This is a genomic window from Methyloterricola oryzae (assembly GCF_000934725.1).
Classification (GTDB): domain Bacteria; phylum Pseudomonadota; class Gammaproteobacteria; order Methylococcales; family Methylococcaceae; genus Methyloterricola; species Methyloterricola oryzae.
In genome coordinates this window covers 864,169-886,072 of the sequence record NZ_JYNS01000001.1, presented here as the reverse complement: position 1 = coordinate 886,072, position 21,904 = coordinate 864,169, and the positions used below count along the sequence as shown (strand labels likewise).

15 protein-coding genes are annotated in these 21,904 nt (G+C 60.4%); 7 read left to right on the top strand and 8 right to left on the bottom strand.

The genetic code is table 11. From position 1 onward, the window contains the following. Positions 1–408: 6-phospho-3-hexuloisomerase (hxlB, locus tag EK23_RS03875; protein ID WP_045224021.1), on the top strand; the 408-nt coding region annotated here is incomplete at its 5' end. A gap of 91 nt (positions 409–499) precedes the next feature. Here hxlB and gmk read toward each other — a convergent pair. The 4 genes from gmk to EK23_RS03855 all read right to left on the bottom strand — a co-directional run bounded on the left by gmk (position 500) and on the right by EK23_RS03855 (position 9,583). Beyond that, positions 500–1,117, bottom strand: coding sequence for a guanylate kinase (gene gmk, locus EK23_RS03870; protein ID WP_045223859.1), 618 nt, complete (start codon positions 1,115–1,117; stop codon positions 500–502). Positions 1,118–1,532: 415 nt separating this feature from the next. Next, positions 1,533–1,970 (bottom strand): cell wall hydrolase, encoded by a 438-nt coding sequence (locus EK23_RS21475; protein WP_052807895.1) that lies wholly within the window; start codon positions 1,968–1,970, stop codon positions 1,533–1,535. A 695-nt stretch (positions 1,971–2,665) separates the two neighbouring features. Then, complete coding sequence (locus EK23_RS03860; RefSeq protein WP_045223858.1) at positions 2,666–4,333, bottom strand: hypothetical protein; 1,668 nt, start codon at positions 4,331–4,333, stop codon at positions 2,666–2,668. 138 nt (positions 4,334–4,471) lie between these two features. Next, a complete protein-coding gene (locus tag EK23_RS03855; protein WP_082053900.1) occupies positions 4,472–9,583 on the bottom strand; it encodes a fibronectin type III domain-containing protein in 5,112 nt (1,703 codons plus the stop codon). Positions 9,584–10,827: 1,244 nt separating this feature from the next. Here EK23_RS03855 and EK23_RS03850 point away from each other — a divergent pair. Then, positions 10,828–11,610 carry a hypothetical protein gene (locus EK23_RS03850; protein ID WP_045223857.1) on the top strand — a complete coding sequence of 261 codons (783 nt, stop codon included), beginning with the start codon at positions 10,828–10,830 and terminating at the stop codon, positions 11,608–11,610. Positions 11,611–11,731: 121 nt separating this feature from the next. Here the strand turns inward: EK23_RS03850 and EK23_RS03845 are convergent, their stop codons facing one another. Together EK23_RS03845 and EK23_RS03840 are read right to left on the bottom strand one after the other, a co-directional pair. Then, the gene (locus tag EK23_RS03845; protein ID WP_045223856.1) at positions 11,732–12,073 is read right to left on the bottom strand and encodes a zinc ribbon domain-containing protein YjdM; all 342 of its coding nucleotides are present in this window, start codon (positions 12,071–12,073) and stop codon (positions 11,732–11,734) included. Between the two features lie 354 nt (positions 12,074–12,427). Continuing rightward, the gene (locus EK23_RS03840) at positions 12,428–12,769 is read right to left on the bottom strand and encodes a hypothetical protein (protein ID WP_045223855.1); all 342 of its coding nucleotides are present in this window, start codon (positions 12,767–12,769) and stop codon (positions 12,428–12,430) included. A gap of 351 nt (positions 12,770–13,120) precedes the next feature. On the opposite strand from EK23_RS03840, the gene EK23_RS03835 reads away from it, so the two are divergent. The 5 genes from EK23_RS03835 (at position 13,121) to EK23_RS03815 (ending at position 17,291) form a co-directional block, all read left to right on the top strand. Further along, entirely contained in the window at positions 13,121–14,443 is a 1,323-nt protein-coding gene (locus EK23_RS03835; protein WP_045223854.1) for a PepSY-associated TM helix domain-containing protein, read from the top strand. 126 nt (positions 14,444–14,569) lie between these two features. Next, positions 14,570–15,292 (top strand): energy transducer TonB, encoded by a 723-nt coding sequence (locus tag EK23_RS03830; RefSeq protein ID WP_045223853.1) that lies wholly within the window; start codon positions 14,570–14,572, stop codon positions 15,290–15,292. A gap of 13 nt (positions 15,293–15,305) precedes the next feature. Continuing rightward, a complete protein-coding gene (locus EK23_RS03825) occupies positions 15,306–15,968 on the top strand; it encodes a MotA/TolQ/ExbB proton channel family protein (protein WP_045223852.1) in 663 nt (220 codons plus the stop codon). A 1-nt stretch (position 15,969) separates the two neighbouring features. Next, positions 15,970–16,374: an ExbD/TolR family protein gene (locus EK23_RS03820; RefSeq protein WP_045223851.1), complete on the top strand. Its 405-nt coding sequence runs from the start codon at positions 15,970–15,972 to the stop codon at positions 16,372–16,374. Continuing rightward, positions 16,371–17,291 carry a DMT family transporter gene (locus EK23_RS03815; RefSeq protein ID WP_235281895.1) on the top strand — a complete coding sequence of 307 codons (921 nt, stop codon included), beginning with the start codon at positions 16,371–16,373 and terminating at the stop codon, positions 17,289–17,291. Before EK23_RS03820 ends, EK23_RS03815 begins: the two co-directional genes overlap by 4 nt. Before the next feature lie 244 nt (positions 17,292–17,535). Here EK23_RS03815 and EK23_RS03810 read toward each other — a convergent pair whose 3' ends face one another. Together EK23_RS03810 and EK23_RS03805 are read right to left on the bottom strand one after the other, a co-directional pair. After that, positions 17,536–18,801 carry a hybrid sensor histidine kinase/response regulator gene (locus EK23_RS03810; protein WP_082053899.1) on the bottom strand — a complete coding sequence of 422 codons (1,266 nt, stop codon included), beginning with the start codon at positions 18,799–18,801 and terminating at the stop codon, positions 17,536–17,538. An 845-nt stretch (positions 18,802–19,646) separates the two neighbouring features. Beyond that, positions 19,647–21,629, bottom strand: a complete 1,983-nt coding sequence (locus tag EK23_RS03805) for an amylosucrase (protein ID WP_082053898.1) — start codon at positions 21,627–21,629, stop codon at positions 19,647–19,649. Positions 21,630–21,904 lie beyond the last annotated feature (275 nt).

The following is a 21,904-nucleotide window of genomic DNA, read 5'->3' as shown; positions in this document are numbered from 1 at the left end:
TCGGGTCTGATCTCGCGGTTCTTCGCGATGCGTCTGATGCACGGTGGCTACGAGACGTTCGTGGTGGGCGAGATCGTGACGCCGAGCATCCGCGAGGGTGATCTGTTCATCGTGATTTCGGGCTCTGGGGAGACGGAGACGATGCTGGCCTTCACCAAGAAGGCGAAGCAGCAGGGCGCGAAGATTGCGGTGATCTCGACCAAGAAGAGTTCGACCATGGCGGACATGGCGGACGAGGTGTTCCAGATCGGGACGCCGGAGTTGTACGGCAAGGTGGTCGGCATGCCCATGGGCACGACCTTCGAGCTGTCGACGCTGTTCTTCCTGGAGGCGACCATTTCGCACATCATCCACGAGAAGGGAATTCCCGAGGAAGAGATGCGGACCCGCCACGCCAACCTCGAGTAAGCGTTTTTGAACGGGCGCCTCAGGCGCCCGTTCATTCTATTGCCCCTAAATCCACATCCTCACCTTATCTGGCGGTCGCCGCGATCGCGGCTCAGTCAACCAGTAGGCTCCTTAGAAGCGCTCGATTTCGGCTCGCCTGGCGCTGGGTCTGAAGGCGTGTGGAGACAACGATGCTGAGTATTTCTTGCAGCGCCGTTTCGAAGTCATCGTTCACAACCAGATAGTCGTATTCAGCGTAGTGGGACATTTCCGCCACGGCTTCGCGCATGCGCCTGGCGATGGTTGCGGCGTCATCCTGCCCCCGCCCCTGCAGTCGCTGCTGCAAGGCCTCTCTGGATGGCGGCAATACAAAGATGGACTGGCACCGAGGGATCAGTTGCTTGACCTGGCGCGCGCCCTGCCAATCGATTTCCAGCAGGACGTCGGATCCTGACGCCAGTTGGGCATCCACCGTGGCTCGCGCCGTCCCATAACAGTTGTCGAACACGCGGGCATGTTCGAGGAACTCCTGGCGTCCAACCATGGCTTCGAAGGTCTCGCGGGAGACGAAGAAGTAATCGACCCCGTGCTGCTCGCCCGGCCGCTGTGCGCGGGTGGTGTGGGATACCGAAACGCTGAAGCCCTTGGTGCGGCTTCTGAGTTCTCTCACCAAACTGGTCTTGCCTGCGCCGGAGGGGGCGGACAGCACAAAGAGCGTTCCTTCATTCATCAATTCTTTCTCGATCGGTTCCGCCGCGAATTTGGACTGACTAGGTCTGGGCCGGCTTCAGTGCAGAGCCGTGTCCCAGCCTGAATATCAGACCATCATTTTACCGTCTTTTTATGGCCTCAGGGCGGCGGGATAGACGCGTTCCGGTTCCGCAAAAAGCTTGCGGTTGGCGGAGGGGAGCTTTCGGGCAGGACGAATACGCAGGCCACGGTCAAGATTCCGTGGGCTTAGAAAAAGGGACGCAGTGGAAGCCGGGGACGCGGCCAAGCCGACTTAGCAGCCCGCCGGCACCGGCCAGCTGTGCTGGCCGGGACGAAAACCACTTCAATGAACACCAAGCAAAGCGAAATCGTCCAGATGACTAGGCGCTTGGCTTTGAGTGATGAGCTTCTATAGGCAAGACGGATGGATCAAATCAAGCCGCCTCGCGGTCTTGATAGAACCTGAACACCGGGGTCTTCAAAGTCATTTTGAACTTTTTCGACCAACGGGGATGGACGTGGTGCTGATGAAAGTACTCGGCTCCGCTGGTGGGATCAGGAACTTCGTGCATCCTGACTTCCCTTGCGATGTCCAGCGAACGTTGCCAAGCGGCACGCTCCGCGCCGGGAAGGGAATCTGGGCGAAAGCCCATTTGGTACTGGCCGTCGGAGCTACGGTGCACCCGGAATCGATGCGTCAGGTGGTCGAACTGGCCTTTGGCCGATACGACTTTGCAGGGATCCTGGTTGCGGTGCTCGCTTCTATTGTCGACCGCGTAAGCGACCGAATGTTTATCAAGGTCAGAAACATAGTTCGATCCGGCTTCATAGTACACCGCCAGAGCGATACAGGTTATAGCATCAAGAATCATACAGCGATTCTCCTTTTTGGACGTTTTGGCGCACATCAGCAGCAAAGGGGACAAAGCCGATGTGTCCTAGGTTGGCTCAGACCATGGGTCTCTTTTAAGCCGGGCTAAATGGTTACCTCCCTAACGCGTGAGAACCCCAAAAACTGGGGACCGTTCGTGATGAAACTAATCACCACGAATGTAGTTTGTACTGAAAGTATGCAGGTGTCAAATTTCGGCGACAGTTCAAGCGGTGGATCCGGCTCCTGCTAGAGTCCTTATTTAAAAAATTAACTTTATTTCAATAATTTGAAGTTTACATGCCGTATTGACTGGCTCCCGCAGGGCAGGTCGCGGTTCAGCAAGGTAAGAGGATAGCTTATGAGTGGCTGATGTATTGTCCAGTCGCGTGACGCATCAGCATTTTTATATCTTCCAGCTCAAAGGTACTTATGGTGTGAGCAGGCTGACAGCCGCGCGATTCGAGGCGAGACGCGTGCTACGCGGCGGCCAATGCAGGTTCGGCCTCAGCCTGCTGATGCGGGTTCCGGCGGGAATGGGATTGGTCCCATCAAGGCGCTAGCAGGCCCGAGCGCACAGGCTCACCGCCATCGGTTGAGCCTGATCTAATCGGTTTTCGATGGTTCTACCCTCTCTTTAGGCCATTACCAACGGGTTCAGTCAGCGGGTGGTCAAAAATTGCTTCGTGGGAGTCATTAGGGGACTACCCACTCCGGGACGGCCGCAGGTTTGCTCTCAAAGGCGCGCCAGATGTAGGCACCTTTCGAGGCAAAGCGCTGGTGCTGGCCCAGGCTCAGGCGCGGATAAGCCGTGACGTTGGCGCTCTGGCCCAGCATGTCCTCGATCCTTTCCACCAGATAATCTCGGTAATAGTTTTCCAGCATGTGCATCGTGATGTCGCTGAGAAAAACCAGGTTGAAAAACACTTCGGACTGGAACACCTCATCCACCAAGGGATAGCGGAAGGACCGCAGCCACTGGTGCAGGAGGCGGGTGTTGCGCTGCCGCTGAATGCCCGTTTCGTAGGGAGAGACCAAGCGGGCCGGCGGCCGTTGCCATTCCCCGGGAATGCGTTGCGGGTCCCCGCCGGTTAGGCTTGCCGAAAAGTAGTGCGCGGATGACGGAAGTTTGGGCGTGGCTTTTGCCACGCTTTTCAGATCTGCCGCAGACAGCCAGAACACCACGGTATACTGACTGTCGATGCCCTCCAGGGGACTTTGCCTGGGGGCCGTCTGGCCGCCTTCCCACAGACGCTCCTCCACCGGAATCCCAGCTTCCGACATGGCCTGATGCAAGATCCGGGCTGCGCCTTGACTGGCTTCATCGCGGCCATGCAACTGCACCAGGCGCTGCGGCCGCTGGTCTTTCGATTCGATCAGATACCGGGCGAGCGCGGCGGCCTCCAGGGCGACGCCCCCGGAGAAATACAGCGAATAGAAGGCGTCGTCATCGACGGGCAGATCAACGCTGGGAAACAGGCAGGGAATCTTCTCGCGCTGGCAAAATGCGTGGACCGGCGCCCAGGTTCCGGCCGCCAGTCCCGAGATCATCGCGAAGGGCGGCTCCTTTCGGTAACGTTCCTCCAGTTGTTGGCTCCAGGTCTCGGCGGGCCCCTCAAGTTCCCAGACCACCAGTTCCCATTTACGCATGCTGCGCCGATCCTCCTGAACCTGGGCGCGCGTTGTTTTGCCTTTCAGGGAGTGACTGGCATTGCGCTGGCGAAAAGCGGTTTGCATCATCTTCAGCATGACGTCGCGCTTCTGCGGGTCGATGCCTGGCGTGATGACTGTGGCGAAGCGGACCGAGCTATCCGTCACGCCGGGCGAATAGGCGATGGACAACTGGCGTAGATAGGCGGTGAGCGCCTTCATGGACGGCGCATCCAGCGCGTAGCGGGGCATCAGGGCATTCAAAGTCTTTCCCTGGTTATCGATGCCTAGGTTGAGGGTTTTGGCGAGGGCGGCGTCTGTGTACGGCGTGTGCGACTGGATGACGTTCTTCGGCGAGCGTGGGTCGCTAAGCACCACCGATTGACGCGCCTGGCCAAAGAGGAAATTGCCGGTGACGGGCGGTGCGGGGGTATCGCCCTCCTTGCTGCCCATGCCGCTACGCCGGTGGCACTGCACGCAGGCCGCTTCGATTCCCGTCACTTGGGAGCCGTCGAAGCGTTGGCCCTGCAGCGCCGCACCGGAGGGCAGGATGCCTTCCTCGTAAATTCGGCGTCCCAGTTCCACCAGATTGGACGCCGCCCGGTCCCCGGCGGAAACGGCTGCGGGTATGAGGGCGGCAGCGCAGATGAGCCACGCGGCGCCGGCCCGAATTGCCAGGCGGTTCTGAACGCGGCTGATCGTTGATTCAAACATGTCTACTCCAAGTTCAATGGGCTCCCGAGGCGAGCGCCTGTTAAAAAAACCGCCCCAGCAGGAACTGGGACGGTTCTTCAGTCTTCCCTGAGGGCGGTCGGTCGAATCGGGCAGGAAGGTCCGATCCGGCCGTTGCACCTACTTGGCTTGCACCGGGAACGGTGTCGCGTTCACGAAGTTCGTGAAAATGATCGTCCCGTTGTTGGCGCGAATGCGGAAGTAATAGCTCCCGCCTGGCGTCAGGCCCGTGATGTTGCGGGTGCGAACGCCGGTGCCGGCAGTCGCCGCAACATTCACGCTCACCAGGTTGGTCGCGAACGCCGCGTCGTCTGCCCTCTGGATCGTAAACCCGGTCTCGTTGGCCGAATTGTCGCTCCAGGATAGAGCCACGCTACCTGCGGTTGCCCCGGCCGCCGCCGCGAAGGTGCTCGGCGCCGCTGGCAGTGCGGGCACTACCACGCCGACCGGCCCCGCCGCCGCGGAATTGCCGCCCGCATTGTAGGCTGCTACCCGGTAAAGGTAGGTCATATCGGTAGCGCCCCCTTGAATCGCGGTGTCGAAGTACGTCACCGCGCCGGTGAGGTTGCGCGCTGGCGCCGTGCCGATCGGGGTGAAGCTTACGCCGCCGTCGCTCGAGCGCTCGATGATGAACCCGGCCTCGCCCAAGGCATTATCGGTGAACGACACCCTGACCCGAGGCCCGGCCTGCAAGGCAAGCGCGAGGCCACTCGGAGCCGCGGGGGCTGCCGGCACCGGGATGACGATCGGACCGGTTTGCGCATAGTCGGACTTGATCCCTCCGCCGTTGACCGAGGCGACCCGATAAACATAGGTTTTGCCGGGCTCCACGGTCGCGTCCACATAAGGCACCCGCGTCGCGTTGTTCCACGCCGGGAGCGTGCCGATTTGCGCGAAGTTGGCGCCACCGTCTTCGGAACGCTCGACGACGAAGCCGGCCTCATTCGCGGCGTTGTCCTTGAAGGTCACACGTGCGTTGCTGGTGTTGTTGGCGGTGGTCACCAGAGCCACGGTGGCGTTGGAAGGCGCCGCGGGCGGCACTGCAGGCACGGTGGTGGCTGTGGTGTCCGTCGACGAACTGGCGGTCACGCTCGGGAATTCCTTCCCGTATCCCACCTTGTTCTGCGCAACCACCTTATACAGGTAGGTCGCGCCCTGCTGAACCGTGGAGTCGGTGTAGGTCCTGGCGCCCTTGTAGCCGGGGCTCGCCGGGTCGCTCGCCGGCACAGCCGGATCGAACGACATGGGCAGGCTGGTCACGTTGCTCCAGGTGACTCCATTGTCCGCCGATCGCTGCACCACATAGGCCGTATCCGCGATGGAGTTGTCGCTCCAACTCAGGCTGACCGTTCCGCCCGTGTCCGTGGGAGCCGCCTGGGCGGTGAGCCCGGTCGGCTGTTGGGGCGGCACGACCGCCGACACCGGCCGCATCATGTCCATCTCCTCATGACTGAGGATGTGGCAATGAAAGACATACTCCCAGCCGAAGTTGACGTACTCGTTGATGATGTTGGCGGTCGGGTTGCCGGCCGGATCGACGTTGTTGAAGTAGGCCGTGCTGCCCGTGGGCATCATCGGGTTCAGCGGGCGAACCGAGTTGGGCAACTCGAAGGGCAGTTGCGGGATGACCGGACGCAGGGCGACGATGGTGTCTTCCAGCGGGCTCATCCGCACCGTGTCCTTCCAACCGAGTTCATTGGCGTCGGGCGGAATGATGATGTCGTCCCAGGTCACCCGGTTCAACACCTGAACATCGTAGAGGTGGAAATGGATGGGATGCGTGTCCACACCGTTGTGGGTGACGCGCCAGATCTGCGATCCATCGTCCGCGGTCGAGATCGGTTCCACCTTGACTTCGCTGTCGGGCAGGCCGGTCATCGCGTTATAGGCCACCACGGCTTTGGGCAGGTGGGTGCCATCGATGATCTCGGTGGGCGGATTGATGAAGGGGAACAGGGTCACGTTCTGCAAGCCGGGTGTCGGCGGACTCGCCTCCATTCCCAGGGTGGCCTGCATGCGGCCGAACTCGTCGAACATCGTCGAGTTCATCTCATCGTGGATGGCCTTGGGTTGCAGGGGCAAAGTCAATTTGCCCGAGGTCAAGGTGTTGAAGCTGAACTTTGCGGTGTCGCCCACCCGCACCAGGCCATCGCATTGCGGCGACGGATTTTTGGCCACATTGCAGTTTCCGGCGGAAACGAAGTTGGTTCCATACGCCGCGTTGTAAGGCGCCTGGCCCACAATGATCGGGTGCTGACTGGATTCGAACACCCCGCTGCCGTCCGGTTTGTGCGCGAATGCCGCATTCAGCGCCGCCAGGTCATAGGCCGGCGCGCGTGCCACGTCCGCGATTTTTACCTGCATGACCGTGCGGGTATTGGGGCCGAAGCCGGGCACGATGGTCGGCGCGCCGACTGGGCGCAAATCCGGTCCCCCCGTGTAATAGTCGTATGAAGGCACGCGGGCCGGGAACGCGGCGGGCGCATCGTTGTAGAGTATGAGCGTCTTGCCGCGGAACTTCGAGAAGTCGACCAGCACGTCGGCGCGCTCGGCGGGCGCCAGCAGTAGTGAATGCTGATCGACGTTGAGCACGTCAAAACGGGTCGGGTCGGTGATCCAGGTCGTCACCTGCTGACCGTCAACGACGGCCGGTGACGGCAGGAAGCCACCTTCGCTGCCAATTTGAATCCAGTCCGGGCCAGGCGCGCTGATGGCGGTGTCGGGCGTTGGAAAGACGTTTGGATTGCCCTGAGCCGCAGCCAGTTCGCTGGCTTTCAGCGCCACCTCGGTGCCGCCGATCGTCTGGGCGAACTGGTTCAGCTGGGTGCTGGCGGTGTTCGGGTCAGCCACATACCACTGGAAATTGAAGAAGCGATCGTTGGCCGCGTTGAGGACCCGCAGTCGGTAGGTCTTGGGCTGCAGCGTGACCGTCGGGTACGCCACGCCATTGACGATGGGCGTGTCGTTGAACTGCTCCATGCCCACGGAGATGTTCGGCGTGCCCGGAATTTGCGGCGGCTCGCAGAAGGGGTCCACCTTGTACTGCCAGGTGGCCTTGACGTCCAGCTTGCAATTGGGGTCGTAGTAGGGGTTCGCGATGGGGCCATATTTCAGAGCCGAAGCAGGCGGCCAGAACCAGGCGCCATACATCCAGCGGCCGTATGCGCTCATGCCGGAAGGATCGCCGGGATTTTGCGCGGGCATGTAGACATGGTGATACCAGAAGTTCCCCAGGCCGCCCCAGTGAGCCTTGTCCCAGGTGGGATCCTGCCCGTAGCTGGTCACCTTGCCCGCGGCGTTCTTCTGGTTGTACAGGGCGCTGTCCTCGGGCACGAAGGTGCGGTCCTGAACGATGAGCGGAATCGTATCGGCCGCGCCAGGCAGGAGGCCCTGAGCAATCAGGTTCTTCTCGGCATCGTCGCTGATCAGATAGCCTGCGGCCACACCGGCATACACATTCAGACGCGTCGTGCCCCAGGCATGATCGTGATAAAACATCAGTCGGGCCGACTGCTGGTTGGTGTAATAGAAGGTCTGGCAACCGTCGTCGGCGGCACCGCATACATCCATGTCGGGCACGTTCTTCACGCTCACGCCCTGCGGCCACGGCGTGTTCTCGCCGGCCGGGGTGATCCATTGATGTGGCGTGCCGTCGCTGATCCAGGGGCTGATGCCGCCATGCAGGTGCACGGCTGTCCGGTTGTTGGCAAAGCACTTGGTGCGATCCTTATCCGGCTCGTTACACATGGGGTTGCGGACCTCATCCATGACCGATTCGCTGTTGGTGGGCTCGTTCAGCGCGACGGCGCCCGCGCCTGATCCCATGAGGCTGCTGTCGGTCGGCAGGAACAGATCGCCGCCGGCGCCGGTGGGCAACAGGTTATGGAATACCAGGCGTACCGGCTTATTCTTGGTCGCGCTGATGGTGGGGCCCATCCATTGCGGCCGGGTCACGCCGTAGGCCTGCACGCCATTGATCTTCACGGGCTGCAGCGATCCGTCGAGCATTTCATTGACCAGCGGGAAATGCTGGCTGATGGCCGCGTTTGCCGGCGTTTCGATCTGCACATAACCGCGCACCAATGTGTTCGGCAGGCTGGAGGAGAAATTGGTCCGGTACTGGATCAGGCCCACGACGTATTCGTCCGCGGCGACGCCGTTGTAGGTCTTCTCTTCGGGAACCGCCAGCGGGATGTACTTGCCGGAGCTCGGGCAGGCCGCTATGCCCGATAGGGGGTCGCCGCCAGGGTAACAGAGTGCTGGCAGCGCATCGGTGAATTTCCGGATGCCGGGGGTCATGTAGTTGGACCCGCCGTTGGTGAGCCGAATGGACGTGACCGAACCCGCCGTGCTTACCGATGCAGTCGCCGTGGCGCCCCGGCCGATCCCGCCGTTGCTGTCGCTGATGGTGACGGTCGGTGCCGAGGTATAGCCGCTGCCAAAATCGGTGAGGCTGACGTCACTGACCTTCAGGGTGGCGGTAGCGGTCGCGGCGCTCTCGCCGGAATGCTGGATGGGGTCGGCGACCGTGCCGTCGTGGATGGTCACGGTCGGCGCCTTGGTGTAACCGGATCCGGGATAATCCACGACGATGGCCGTAATCACGCCGTTCGATGTCTCGGTATGGCCTCTGGCCTGGTCCTTGGTGCCGCCCGGCAGGGTCTGATCGGGCAAGCCGAATTCCACGGTGGGTGCCGTGTAACCGGTGCCGCTGCGTCCGAGCTGCACGGCGTCTACGCCGCCCGACACCACGCCGGTCGCGGGCGTCGTTGCGCCGCCGCCCGTGAAACTCACCACCGGCGCGCTGTACTTGCTACCGGGTTTTGCAACGACCACGTCGTTCACCGTCCCAGAGGTATCCACCAGCGCCGTCGCCAAGGCGCCTGCGCCGTGATCCGAAAGGATCTTCACGGTGGGAGCCGAGGTATAGCCGCTGCCAGGCTTCTTGACCGTGATCGAAGTGATGGCGCCGCTCTGGGGATCAACCTCTGCTGTCGCGGTGGCACCGGTGCCGCCGCCGCCGTTCAATCTCACAATGACATCCGGCAGACGGAAAGGGCTGTTGGCCCAGTTCGGATTCGGCCCGAAATAGTGCGGCACTTTGCTCTCGTCCGTCGGCCCGACAGGCGTGGACTCGGTTATGGCGACCCCACCCGCCGCTAGCAGCGTGACGGTCGCGATGAGCGCCGTTAGCCGGTACGTTTTCAGTTTTTCATTCTTACGGCCGGTCATTGTCCGTCCTCTTGTGTGGTAGATGCATGGCCGGATACCTGCGATATCGCCTTGCAATCATTCCTGGTGTGCTCCGCCCAATGAGTGAGGCACAAGCCGTCAGTGCTTGTCTTATTCATATCTGTCCAATCCCCAATGAAATATGAAAGGCTTGAAGAAGCTCGCTGCGCATTGGTGACTACCGTCTGATCTGCCGGGGCTCCGTAGTTGCCTTGGCGCGGCTTATTTTGGGTTTATTTACAGCGGGCTTCGTGCCGTGCTGTCGCACTGGGGCGACAGCACGGGACCAGTAAGCAGAGGGCGTGCCAAGTGGCTTTGTGGGGCCGCCGCTGCAGGGGTGGTGATAAGTGATGTACTTATTTTTGAAGGGGTATTAGGCATGGTGGCGCCCCTTGCGTCGGACGCAGAATATAAGTCTAAGGCTTATAAGTGGGTTCGAACTTGTCTCGTGGTTGTTACAGAGATGGCTAAAGAAGCAACGCGGCCTTTATAGGTTGTTGTAATGCATGGTGATTTTTGATTCGGGCATGTAAAAAATACTGACACTCAGAGCGTGGTGAAAGCACATGTCATTAATGGGGGCGCATGGACGATATATTTGGTAGAAAATCATGATTCTCTGATATTTGGGGTGTAAAAATGGCTGCCAGCCGTTTGTCGCCCTTCCTGCACGCCCGTGGTGATGCGCATTGCCAATCCAAGGAACTCGGGGCGGCCTAGTGGGCCCCGGATCACAAAGCAGGGAGGGCGCGCGCTACGGCGGATATCGAGGTTGGAGAAGAAGTTGGGAAGGATGAGGCGACGAACCCGATGGAGGCCTTTCCTGGTCAATCCCCCGGAACCAGCAGCCTGCTCATGAATCGCCAACGCGTTTCTTTGGTATGTGGCGATGTTTCCTGGGGCTGCATAAGTGATGGGCTTAAAATGCGCGGTGAGAGGCCTTGCAGCCACTTAAGACGGTTCCCGCCATGCCTCAAGGGATTTGAAGGGTGGACTTCCTGCTGATATGGATTCAAGTAACTGATACAAAATCAGTTATTGCCTTTCTGTTTGGCGGGAGCCATGGCTGTCAAAAGCTTGCAGGACCGCGCGCCCGTTTTTAGGGAGTCAGGATTTTTTACAGGCGCAGTATGGGTGTTTCATTAACAACTTGATTCTGAATGCCTTAATCTGTCTGGCATTTATTTTGTTTCTGCTTATCTCCGTGTGTGCTTAACGTCCGGTAGACAAGGAGATCAAGGCTTATGCGTAAAACCCTTCTCGCAGCGACCGCACTTTTCGCGGCCTGCACGGCCGCGAGCGCCGCAACGATCAATAATCAGATTGCCAACGGTGGCTTCCAGGCAATCCCGGATGCGACGCCGAGTTTGGCCAATTGGACGGTTGGTCCGGCCAATACCACGGCGGTAAACCTGCGGGCCGCGGATGACAGGATCGATCGCAGGGGCGATGCGGCTCTCGACGAAGCGGACGCGTTTGACAATTTCTTCACGAGTGGCCCTTTCGTCGTGCTGGGTGATGAAGCCGGCGCGATCGGCGGAGGGCCAGACCAGGGTATCTTTTCCCTCTCGCAGCAGTTCAGATTGCCGCGAAGATCGGGAGGCAGCGAAATTCAATCTTTGGACCTTAGCGTGAGCTTCCGTTACGCCTTCGATGGCGTGGTGGCCGAAAATGCTCCGGTGAACGCTGCGGACGATGATTTCAGTGTCGTTCTGAGCCGGATCAATCCGAACTCGCAGGCGGTGCTGAAGACGTATAACCTCTTCGCCGCATCCCTGGGGACGGCGCGAACCGGCCAGTTGAGCGGTGACTTCAGCGCCCAGTTGCTGGATTTGGTGCCCGGAGCCACCTATGTGCTGAGCTTCGTTTTGAATGAGAAAGGCGCGGGCTTCAATTCCGCCGTGGGCATCGACAATGTCAAAGTCGCGGGCACCGCGGTTGTGCCCGTGCCAGGTTCGCTCGTGCTGCTGGGATCCGCGCTGGTGGGGCTGATGCGCTTCGCTCGACGCCGCGCCGTGGCGGCCTGACTCGCGCAAATTGAGCCAGGCAAGATCCGCTATTCGGTATCGAGTTCCAGACTTTCGGGGTCTTGCCCCGAAAATCCGAAGGCTGCGGTCTTGAAAACCCTCGCCGCGTGGGGGCGGGGGCTCAGGCCTTCTTCAGAAAGCAGGCCTTGAGCATGAAACTGCCGGCGTCCATCTTGCAATCCACCTCATGATCGCCCCCCACCAGGCGGATGCTCTTCACCTTGGTGCCCATTTTGAGGGTAATGGATGAGCCTTTGACTTTCAGGTCCTTGATCAATACGACCGAGTCGCCATCCTGCAGAGCATTGCCGTAAGCGTCCCTGACGACCGCTCCGCCTTCCTCGGCGGTTTCGTCCTTCGCCTGGATGGACCATTCATGGCCGCAATCGGCGCAAACATAGTTGTCGCCGTCGGGGTAGGTATTGTCCTGGCCGCACTGTGGGCAAGAGGGGATATCAGTCATGCCGTACTCGCTGAGTTAAACGCGCATTATACGGCAAACTGACCACAGGCTGGCTTCAGCACCAGTAGCGGGTTGGCGGAACGGAACACGATACTGCCAGTCGGTGATGGCGCGTGTCGCCGAATGCGATGTCTTGAAATGATTTGAGTGAAATTGTAGAACCCTTGCTTAAGGCGATCATGTCCAGGGGGAAGAGGCAAGCCTCTCGTCCCCGCCATGCCCCACCACGTCAGTTCTTGAAGCGAGGCATCCGTCCCTCAAGCGTTTTGGTCTTGGCGGTGGAAATGACAACGGGGCCATGTCGGCCCCGTCGCACCGTGCGTGACATAAACCCCTCAGGGCGGCGCTCGGGCGTCAGTGCGGCATCACTGCGAAATACCCCAGCAGTCCGTAGCACGCAACAGCCAGCCCCATGTGCATGACAAGAACGGACTTGGGTACCCGTTTGCCCCTCTTGCTGGCGAGGCCCATGACGACGCCAAGCAGAATGATGACCACGGCCATGCCGATGTTGGCGTAGAGCCGGGTGTCGCCATCCAGGGCGAGGAAAATGACCATGGCCGAGCCGACCAGGGCCGCCACGGCGTGCAGAACCGGGTAGAACGGTTCGATGGCATTGCCCTTCCAAGCATCGCGCAGCATAAAAAGACCCATGACGGCGACCAGAGTGAATGTCGAAAATGAACCCATCAGCATGGCTGTCAATCTCCTGTTGAAAGTAAATGTGCAAGATCCTTCCCCCGCTTGAAGTTGACGGGTAAAGAAGCAAATTTCACGATGAAAAAAGCATGCCGGAGGTTTAAGAGGATCGCCGGTGCACCGGGCATCGTAGCGGGAAGCCTTGCGTGACGCGGCATACAGCCGGGTCGGGGGGCGCCCGGTCTGACCACTTTTGAAGGGTAGTCCGATTTGAGGCTGGGGCAACTCCCCCAATAATCGTGTAATTTGTGCGGCTTTTGCTTGGCAGCAGGCATGTCTGTCTCGCAACAGGCGGGGCATGCGCCAAGTCTGCGATAATGGCCTTTTTGCTCCGCCTTCAACGCGACCATGCGCATTCGCTCGCTACGCCTGCCCTCCCGCAACTTCTGGCTTCAAGCTCACACCGTTCTCGCGCTAGCCGCCGGATTGCTGTATGTCGTGCTGGGGTTGAGCGGCAGCCTGTCTGTGTACCGTGAGGAGTTGGATGGCCTACTCGGTCCAAGCTTCAGTCTGGAGGACGAGCCCAGCCGCCACATGCTGTCCTTGGAGCAGATCATGCGGGCGGTCGAGCAGGCCCATCCCAAGCGCTATGCGCCCTGGACTCTGGAATTGCCGGACCGGCCAGATTGGCCGGTCACCGCGTGGTATGCGAGGCCCGAGGAAACTGCGGATCGCTATTACGCTCCGCTGATGGTCTCGGTGAATCCCTATACGGGCGAGGTGCTGGCCAGCCGCATCTGGGGCGAGACGGTGAGTTCCTGGCTTGCGGACCTGCACACGCAGCTGCTCGCAGGCCGCGGCGGGCGGAGCCTGGTGGGGATGCTGGGGCTGCTGCTGATGCTGTCGGCGGCGAGTGGCCTGTACCTGTGGTGGCCGGGGCTGCGTAGTTTGAAGCAGGCCTTCCGCCTGCGCCGCACGCATGGGCTGATGCGGTTGGCGCTGGACCTGCATCGGGGCATTGGTCTGCTTGCCGCCGCATGGCTGCTGCTCATGGCTGCCACCGGATTCAACCTGGCTTTTCCCGAGTTGGCAGAAGGCGTCATCGGCGACACCGCCATGGCGCATGGCAACGAGGGGCGGGAGGTCCGCAGCACTGCCGTTCCCAACGATCATCCGGTCAGTCTCAGTGAGGCCGTGGTGATCGCCCGCGGGCTGTTTCCTCATGCACAGGTGCGCCGCATCACCCAGCCCGCCGGCGAGACCGGCAGCTATCGCGTGAACCTGCGGCAGCGGGATGAGATCAACCAGCGTCACCCGTTCACGACCGTGTGGGTGGACCGCTGGAGCGGCCAGATTCTGGATGTGCGCAACCCAAACCAGTTCTCGGCCGGGCAGACTTTCCTCGCATGGTTGTGGCCTTTGCACACGGGCGAAGCTTATGGCGGTGGTGGACGGCTTGCCTGGTTCTTCGCCGGCGGCATTCCCCTGCTGCTTTATGTGACCGGGCTGCTGCGCTGGCTGCATAGGTGCGGCTGGATTGCTGACCGTCCGACGAACTGGCCGGAAGCATCCTGGCGAGGGCCAGGGGTTCTCCGGGATATGGCCATCCGGTTGGGGCCAATCGCACAGGCTGCGGCGCTGCGCCTGCGCGCCGGTCTGATTGCCCTGCTGCTGGCTTTGCAGCATCGCCTGGAACGTCTGGCGGCCGGATTGCAGCGCAAAGGGCGGTGAAGGAGGGAGCGTTGTCGCTTCAAATGGTTATAATATAACCCCGCTTGGCAGGGCCCTGTCCGGCGGCGGGCAACCGGGTCCGCGCGAGCGACGACGCCGGTCTGGAACGGATCCTGTTAATTCCCCATGAAGCTTTCGTCGTTCAACGAGCCTCCGCTTACGCAATCACTGCGCGCTCCTGCCATCGGCATTGCCGTTTCAGTGGTGCTGCACGCGTTGTTCTGGACGCTCTGGTCCGCGGAACGGCCGCAGCCTCAGCCGCCCATAACGCCTGCGCAAGTGATCGAGGTGGCCCTGGTGGCCGCGCCTCCGGCCGTTGCGCCAACACCGCCGCAGCCGGTGGTGAAGCCGCCGCCCCCACCTCCGCCAAAACCGGAAAAACCACCGGAGAAGCCGGCCCCCAAGAAGCCGGACAAGCCTAAACCGAAGCCGGTGGAGAAGAAGCAACCTCGGCCGGAGCCTGTCCGCGAGGAAGTCAAAGCGCCTGCGCCGCCAGTTCCCCCGGCTGCGGAGACGGCTCCGGCCTCGGTTGCCGCAAAACCGCAAGCGCCTGCGCCACAGCCCTTTGTCGCGGCCAGCTATAAGGATGCCTCGCTGAAGAATCCGCCGACCCGTTACCCGCCGGTGGCCTTGGAGCGGCGCTGGGAAGGGCGGGTGGTGCTGCGGGTGCAGGTGCTCCCCAGCGGTTCGGCGGGTGAAATCCGCATCGAGAGCAGCAGTGGCCACGAGATCCTCGACAATGCCACCGTCGACCAGGTCAAGGAATGGCATTTCCTGCCTGCGCGCCGCGGTGACCAGGCTGTCGCCAGTTGGGTCATTGTGCCCATCGAATACAAACTCAAGCACTGACAAGGAATCGAACATGATCGAAGTTTCCGCCGGAAATATCGTGCAGATCACCCTTTGGGTCCTCATCGCCTTTTCCGTCATCACCTGGGGCATCATTTTCTTCAAGACCTGGTCCCTTTGGCGTATAGGCCAGGGCAACCGCGGTTACGGGGAAGCTTTCTGGGGCGCGACCGATCTGGAGGCTGCGGCGCACCTGGAGCACCAAGACAGTGCCTGGGGCCGAATCGCCGGGGCGGGCTTTTCCGTGCTCGGCGAGATGCGCAGCAACACCTCGCGCCTGCTGGAACTGAGCGGTGATATTCAGTCCATCCTGGAGCGTTCCCTCCGCCAGCAGATCAGCAAGGAACGCAAGGTGCTGGAGCAGGGCCTTTCCATGCTCGCCAGCATCGGCAGCACCTCGCCATTTGTCGGCTTGTTCGGCACGGTCTGGGGCATCATGCACGCGCTCAAGGACATCAGCCAGGCCAAGTCCGCCAGCCTTGACGTCGTGGCAGGCCCCATCGGCGAAGCGCTGATCGCCACCGCCATCGGCATTGCCGCCGCCATTCCGGCCGTGCTGGCTTACAACTTCTTCCTGCGCCGGATCAAACTGTGCGAGTCCGAGCTGGAGGATTTCGCCACCGATTTCCTCAACCTGGCGGTCAAGACTGGCATTAAGAACACCGGGAGCGACTGAGATGGCCTTCAAGACCGATTCTTCCGACCGCGAGGCCATGAGCGAAATCAATGTGACGCCTTTGGTTGACGTGATGCTGGTGCTGCTGGTGGTCTTCATCGTCACCGCGCCGTTGCTCACCCAGGCTGTGCGGGTGGATCTGCCCAAGACGGAGAAGACCGATCCGACGCCCGACGAACATGTGGCCACCGTCGCCATCGACGCCCAGGGCGCCATTACCCTGAACGACCAGCCGCAGCAGCCACAGACCTTGGAGGCCCAACTCAGAAGCCTGTTGCAGGCAGACCCTGAACTGATCGTGCAGTTCCAGGCGGATGAGGCCGTGTCTTATGGCCGCGTCGCCGAGGCCATGGCCATGACCCACCGCGCTGGCATCACCAAGTTGGCTTTCATCACCCGCGAGTGAGGAAAGCCCGGACGAGGCAGGTCGACGCATCCCCGGCGCGTGGCTCCGACAAGCGGCGCGGCCTGGCCTGCATGCTGGCCGCCTGCCTGCTGTTCTCCATCATGACGGTCTGCGTCTACGCGGCGGCCCTGTGCCAGCCGTCGCTGCCCTCCACCGTGGTCAGCTTCGTGCGGGTCATGGTGAATCTGGCCGTGCTGATGGCGCCAGCGCTGTTGTCCGGGCGGATTCGCGACCTGTTCGGCGACGGCCGGGCGTCGCTCTGGCTACGTGGGCTGTTTGGTGCCTCCGCGCTGATGCTGTCATTTTTCTCCATTCAGCGCATCGGCCCCGGCGAGAGCACGTTTATCGGCGCCAGCAGCGGCGTGTTCGTGGTCCTGCTTAGCCCCTGGACCCTCGGCCAGCGCAATAGCGGCGTGGTGTGGTTCGCCATAGTCGGGGCATTCGCCGGCTTGTTTTTGTTGTTGAAGCCGGAGGAGCGCGACCAGGCCGATCTGGTCGGCAGAGCCCTGGCCCTGGGATCCGGCTTTCTCGCCGCTTTGGCCTACCTGATGGTCGCCCGCGCGGGGCGCAGCAATCCGCCGCAAAGTGTCATCTTCTATTTCTGCATCGTGGCGGTTGCGCTGCACCTGGCCTATTTCGCCTATGCGGGGTTTGTGCTGCCCGACAGTGCGGACGTGTGGCTGATCATGTTGCTGGGAGGCATCTCCGCCAGCGGCGCGCAGCATTACATGACCCGCGCCTACCAATTGGCGCCTGCTGCCTTGGTCAGCGCGGTCGGCTATCTCTCTCCCGTCTTGAGCCTTTTATGGAGCATTCTGCTGTTCTCGCGCACACCAGGGTCGAACGCGTTGGTGGGGTGCGGGCTGGTTTTGCTTTGCGGGGTGGTCCTGCCCTTCCTGACGGCAAGGCGGGTGTGAATTATTGATCAGGCCCAAAAATACCCGCCTGGTATTTCGGGCCGGCGCCAAGATCGGTACTCGCCCAACCCTGGCTGACTTGGCCAGTGGCAGCGCCTGGGCATCTTTGCCCCGCATTAACCCGGCCACTAAGGGGCGGGTTAATGGCACGAAGTGATTAACTTACAGCGCTGGTCTCTTCCCTTGAATCTGGGTTTTGCGCGGTGCGGGGAACAGTCTCAAGCGGCATTGGTTCGGCGCGTCATCACGCCAGACTTTCCAGCAACCCTTTGATTTCCTCCGGATCAACCGGCTTGACCAGATGACGGTCAAAGCCTGCCGCCTTGGATTTCATCTTGTCCGTTGACCGTGCCAACCCGGTAATTGCCACAATCATCGCCTGTTCACCCGAAATCTGTGCGCGCATTCGCCGGCAGGTTTCGTAGCCGTTGAGATCTGGCATGCCAATATTGAGCAAGATGAGATCGGGGTGAAACGATGTGCAATTCTCCAGGGCGTCTAATCCACCGTGAGTGCGGCAAACTTCTTGTCCTAAAAGTTCGAGAATGAGGCCGAGGCTTTCGACGAAATCCTCGTTGTCGTCGGCGATCAGCACACGGTGAGTGCGATGCCTAGCGTCACTGTCATCTGACTCCGAACATGTTTCTGATGGGACGACATGGCCATCGAAGATCGGTAGGCTGACGATAAATTCCATGCCCGCTTTGGTCTTATGGTTATTGGCTTCAATGTGTCCTCCATGCAGTTCCACCAGGCGTCTGGTCAAATTCAGGCCAATTCCCAGACCGCGCCTGCCTAGCGCGTTGGGTGCGTCTCCTTGGAAATACAGGTCAAAGACCTTGTCGAGAATTTCGCATGGAATGCCTACGCCACTATCACTGACGCGGAACACTGCCAGCTCCTCAGCGGGTGTCAGGCAAACTTCGATGAGGCCTGCACGCGGCGTGAATTTTACTGCGTTACTGATGAGATTGGAGATCACCTGTTCAAGGCGAACCGGATCGCCGAAAACGAACACCGGTTCATCCGGAATTTGGGTACTTACTGTGTGGCCCGCCTCTTCGATCAGACAGTGATTGGCGTCCAAGACCTCCTTCACAAGCTTGGACAGATCGATGGCTGTTTTTTGAAGTTTGAGGCTGCCTCGACGGATATGGCTAAGGTCGAGGATATCGTCCAGCAATCTGACCATCTGCCGGTCCTGACGCTCCATGATCGCCAGCGCCCGCTCTATGATTTTCGTGTCGCCATTGGACAGCCGCAAGACCTTGATGCTGTTGTACTGCGGGGCGATGAAGTTTCGAAGTTCATGCGCCAGAGTCGCGAGGAACTCGTCCCTGAATTGGTCCTCCTTCATTAAGGCTTCAATTCGCGCATCGCATTCGATCAGATTTTGATCGCTCGATTCTGTCTCTAACTCCCTGGAGCCTGGCGCTCCTGCGTCTGCGCTGGAGGCATCGGACTCTCTCAAGGTACGTGAGCCAGGTGTTGGGGGTTTATCAGATCCCATGGCGAAAGCGCGTCAAAGTAAGCAATATTGTTATAGTGCGGCCTGTTGCATAAGTTTACTGCGATGGCAGTGATGTGGAAGCCGCAAAAACGGGTACTTTTTCACAGGGAAAATGTGAATATTTACATAAAGCGGAGCCGCTAATGCGAGCGCGTGACATCAAGCCCGCTTTGCCGCCCTGACCGCTGTGGCGAGCGGAGCGCTGGCCGCGATAAAAGTGGCAAATTCGACTTGGCGGAGCGAGGAAGCCCAGACGTAACAGGAAGCGGTCTTGCACTTCCTGAGGGCAATAGAGGTGGGATGATGCAGGTCGAACGCGGCATGCAACCTGCGGTCGGAGCAGGGGGCAAGGTCTCGCGCTTTATAGTCCTTGCTTCAGATCTGGCTGCGACAATGGCGACCAGTCTAAAGGTTTTAGGCGGGGCGCCGAAAGGGTGTGACTGGCTTGGATATTTGCTGGCGCCTTGGGCGGGCAGGCCGGCACAAGCCAATAGCCTGAAAAGACGCCCCGACGCGGGTAGCGGATGCGGGGCGCTCGGTCAACTCTGATGCTGCAATCAGAGTACACAATTATCTCACTAAAGGATCGCGCAGAGCGCCGGCGGGCAGTGGGTGCTGTCCCCGGGGCCTGCGGTTCGCGCCAGGGTTAGGAGCGCGAACCCGTGAAACATTACCACGATCAGGGAATATCTCAATATCGAAGATTGCGTACTCGCTTTCTCCTGTTTTCAGCTACCGCCAGGCCCGCTTTCCCGATTTGCGTCCGCGCTGATGTCACCCGCCGGTAATTTGCTGCTGCATTGGGGCATCCTTGGTTGCGTGACATGGTCTAGCTCTTGTAAAAGTCACGATTGCCGGGTGGAGCGGGCCAGCACCATGAAATCATAGGGCTCCACTTCCAACGCATGGGCGGCGACGATCGTTCGGCCTGCCACCAGATCCACCACGCTTTTCCGCAGGCCCAGCAGGCGCAGGCGCTTTCCCTCGATGCGCTGCAGGGTCTCGCTGAAGTTGGCCAGCACCAGCACACTGTGGTCGCCGCTGGTGCGAAAGTAGGCGAATACATGGTCGTTACCTGAGTCGACGATCTCCGTCTCGGCGCGATCGAAGGCCGGGTATTGCTGGCGAATCTGGATCAGGTGCAAGAGTCCCTGATAGATTCGGCCGGGTATGGACTGCGCATCCCGCCGCTGCTCGGCGCGTTCCCAGTCGAAAGCGGCGCGATGCAGCCAGCGGGTGTCGCCGATCTTGTCAGGATCGCGCTCGTACCCGTAGTCGTTTAGCATGCCGATCTCATCGCCCAGATAGATCAGGGGAATCCCGCCGATGGTGAGGATGACCCCATGAATCAACAGAATGCGCTGAATCGCCAGATCGATTTCGGAGTCATCCTGTTTCTCCAGGCCGCTTTCCAACCCGGCCAGCGAGGTGCAGGTGCCCGAAATGCGGGCATCTCCAGATTCCGGGTTTTCCTGGAATGGCATGCCCTTGGCAAAACTGCCCTTGAATCGCCCGGTATAGAACTCCGTCAGAAAGCGCCGGTGGGCAGCGGCATCCAGGTTCACGGCCTCGACGTCCTCATTGGAAAACGCAAAGCCGATATCATCATGGCAGCGGACATAGTTCACCCAGGCGCAGCCTTGGGGTATCGCAAAGCGGCGCAGCATGGCCTGCTTCAGAATCTTCACCTGGCGCGTCGCCAACGAATCCCACAGTAGCGCCATGAGTTGGGGGTTGTAGGAAAGCTGGCACTCCTCACCGCTTATATACTTGCGCACCTCGTCGGGGTGCACGATAGCCTCCGACTTGAACACCATGGCGGGGGCGGCGATACGCGCCAGCGCGTTATAGGCCTGGATAACGACGTGCGCCTCCGGCAGGTTCTGGCAACTGGTGCCGATCCGTTTCCAGATGAAGGCGACCGCATCCAGGCGCAATATCTCGATGCCCCGATTGGCCAAAAACAGCATTTCCGCCAACATGGCATCGAAAACTAGTGGATTCTCATAGTTGAGATCCCACTGGTAATTGTGAAAGCTGGTCCAGACCCATTTGCGCATCCGGTTGCGGTAGGTAAAGCTGCCCGGATGCTCGTCGGGGAAGATGGGGCTCATGTGCCGTTCATATTCATCGGGCAGGCTGCGATCCGGGAACATCCGATAAAACTGCTGGTAGTCCTCTTCTCCGGCGGACGCGCGCCTGGCCCATTCATGCTCATCGGACGTGTGGTTGAAGACGAAGTCCAGGCAGAGCGAGATGCCATGACGGCGCAGCTCCGATGCCAGTTCGGCCAATTCCTCCATGGTGCCGAGGCGTGGGTCGAGCTGGCGATAATCAGACACCGCGTATCCGCCGTCATTGTCGCCCTCGGGTACCCTGAAGACCGGCATCAGATGGATGTAGTTGACCCCCAACTCCAATAGGTAAGGAATCCGTTCCCGCAATCCCGCCAGATTGCCGGCAAACAGATCGACATAGCACATGGCGCCGAGCAGGCGCTGCGACTGATACCAGTAGGGATCGTTCTCCCTCAGGGCGTCCAGTGTCTTCAATTCCCCGGGGCGGGCCAGCCACAGGGTGGTGGCGGTGCCGAGGATACTTTCCAGGTGATAAAAGAAGTCGTACTGGTCCCCATACAGTTCGTGGAGACACCGGAACAGTCGTGGAAAATGGGACTGGAGCCGGTGTACGTAGCCCTGCCATTCATCTTGATCCACCTCGGCGGCGAATCGGGATTCCAGGCGCGGCAGCAGGCGCTTCAACGATGAGGCAGCGTGCCGGTTCAGCCACGCGATATCCCGGATCGGGAACTGGGGGGCGTTGGACATGGTTTTTCAGCGGGCGAATTAGGAAGTAGAGTGTGACTCTACAGCCCTATCATACTCCCACGAAGCGCACTCCGCGCCGGATGCTGGGATGGGGCTACTTAAGCGTCACTGCATATCTCCCGGCATACCGGGTGAACTATAGGTTTTCCAGTCGGGCGGACCTTTGGGCATAGCTCGTAAAGCCACCGGCACGTATTCCCGCAAGCTGCCCATGCCACCGCAAACCCGCATCCTTTCCCGCCTATCGGTGGTTTCGGTGTTCGCGGACAGCACTT

Excerpts from the sequence above, each read along its gene's own strand:
- EK23_RS03850 (WP_045223857.1), top strand. The coding sequence starts at position 10,828 with ATGCGTAAAACCCTTCTCGCAGCGACCGCACTTTTCGCGGCCTGCACG.
- EK23_RS03805 (WP_082053898.1), bottom strand. The coding sequence starts at position 21,629 with ATGTCCAACGCCCCCCAGTTCCCGATCCGGGATATCGCGTGGCTGAAC.
- EK23_RS03835 (WP_045223854.1), top strand. The coding sequence starts at position 13,121 with ATGCGCATTCGCTCGCTACGCCTGCCCTCCCGCAACTTCTGGCTTCAA.
- EK23_RS03830 (WP_045223853.1), top strand. The coding sequence starts at position 14,570 with ATGAAGCTTTCGTCGTTCAACGAGCCTCCGCTTACGCAATCACTGCGC.
- EK23_RS03810 (WP_082053899.1), bottom strand. The coding sequence starts at position 18,801 with ATGGGATCTGATAAACCCCCAACACCTGGCTCACGTACCTTGAGAGAG.
- EK23_RS21475 (WP_052807895.1), bottom strand. The coding sequence starts at position 1,970 with ATGATTCTTGATGCTATAACCTGTATCGCTCTGGCGGTGTACTATGAA.
- EK23_RS03840 (WP_045223855.1), bottom strand. The coding sequence starts at position 12,769 with ATGCTGATGGGTTCATTTTCGACATTCACTCTGGTCGCCGTCATGGGT.
- EK23_RS03825 (WP_045223852.1), top strand. The coding sequence starts at position 15,306 with ATGATCGAAGTTTCCGCCGGAAATATCGTGCAGATCACCCTTTGGGTC.
- EK23_RS03820 (WP_045223851.1), top strand. The coding sequence starts at position 15,970 with ATGGCCTTCAAGACCGATTCTTCCGACCGCGAGGCCATGAGCGAAATC.
- EK23_RS03860 (WP_045223858.1), bottom strand. The coding sequence starts at position 4,333 with ATGTTTGAATCAACGATCAGCCGCGTTCAGAACCGCCTGGCAATTCGG.
- EK23_RS03855 (WP_082053900.1), bottom strand. The coding sequence starts at position 9,583 with ATGACCGGCCGTAAGAATGAAAAACTGAAAACGTACCGGCTAACGGCG.
- gmk (WP_045223859.1), bottom strand. The coding sequence starts at position 1,117 with ATGAATGAAGGAACGCTCTTTGTGCTGTCCGCCCCCTCCGGCGCAGGC.
- EK23_RS03845 (WP_045223856.1), bottom strand. The coding sequence starts at position 12,073 with ATGACTGATATCCCCTCTTGCCCACAGTGCGGCCAGGACAATACCTAC.